At 58.6% G+C, this 1,380-nt stretch carries 1 protein-coding gene and 1 pseudogene; both read right to left on the reverse strand.

From position 1 onward, the window contains the following. Nucleotides 1-572 (reverse strand): annotated as a pseudogene (locus tag AC1Q6C_RS33590) (DUF2254 domain-containing protein); the annotation flags it as partial. Beyond that, nucleotides 569-1,380: bifunctional lysylphosphatidylglycerol flippase/synthetase MprF (locus AC1Q6C_RS33595; protein ID WP_492667126.1), on the reverse strand; the 812-nt coding region annotated here is incomplete at its 5' end. The pseudogene AC1Q6C_RS33590 and the gene AC1Q6C_RS33595, both read right to left, overlap by 4 nt.

The following is a 1,380-nucleotide window of genomic DNA, read 5'->3' on the forward strand; positions in this document are numbered from 1 at the left end:
GGAGGAAAGAACAGCCCGAACAGGCCGGTCCAAATCTTTCCTTTGAGCAACACGATCGTCGCGAGGCCGTACTGAACGACGAGGAGCACGATGCTCGCGATCGTCGTTGCCGCATCGTCTGTGTCGACGTCGGCGCCGCTGAACCCGAGTGGATGCACACCCAGAACGAACAGCACGGTAATGGCGAACGCGACGAAGACTGCATCGATACTCGTGCGACCTTCCTCGGTCCAGTACACATCCCGAAGGTGCAAGACAAGGGCAAATTCATCGAGTACCAGCGCCGCACCGACACCGAAGACTGCTGCCAGCACGCAGTTCGTCGCCGGCGTGTGATAGTTGGCGAGCGCGATGAATCCGAAGCCGGACACGAGCATCATGACCAACCCGAACACCACATGATGAATGTGGAGACCACCTGGAGTGACGTTTCCAGGCCACCATGGCACGTCCGCGCGGATCATTCGGGTGCTGATCCGGATGAACGCAAACGCAGTGGCGAATGCGAGCATCATGAAGAACAGCGGAAGTCGGCCTGGACCGACAATCGCTGTCGTGAACCAATCGGTCATTCTCCAGTGCTCCGCATCAGAGCGATGAGTTGTCGCGGTGTCGCGGTCGGTAGGTATGCGCGGGAAATGGCCAGACCGATGCGAGGCAGGTCGGCCTCATCACGGAAGCACAGGAAGACCGGTTCGAACCGAGGGTTGAATTTTGCCTTGAACTGGTGAAGCGAGCGGAATCCGTAGAACGGTTCGAGGGCTTGTCCGAGCATGTCCAACCCCCTGTCGAGTCCATGAATGTCGGAATCGCCAGTTGCTCGGGCCAACGGTGCGCCGGAAAGTGAAACGAACTGAGCCCCTTCGTCTTTGAATGACAGAGCCGAGCGGGCGATCAAGAATTCGATCATGTTGTTCGCGCCCGGCCCGCTTCGTTTACGCATGACATCAAGAGTCCATCCGCGGACGAATCCTTGCGCGCCGTACACAGGCAGCCACGACAGTACTGCCTGGACAATTCCGAAGGAATCAACGGCGAGCGCGATGCGCACATCCGGGTCGAGCGCATCTTCCACGGTTCCGAGAGTGAACCCCATCTCGGGTAGCTCTTTCTCGCCGACCCACTGTTCGGAGATCTCACGGACCTGCGTCCGCAACTGATCGGACTGTTCACCGAGCTTACCGAGCACGAAGGACGTGCCAGCTTTCTCCGCCTTGTTGAGTGCGGATCGAACATTTTGCCATTTCTTGCCTTTGAGCTGTAAGTCCGGCAAATCGATGATGGTGTCTTCCGCGATCTGGAGTACCTGCCAACCCAATTCCTGGACGCGATCAGCGACAGCGGCGGACACAGAGAAGAAACACGGCGTCGTCCCCTGGG

It is taken from the genome of Rhodococcus sp. MT28 (genome assembly GCF_058792695.1).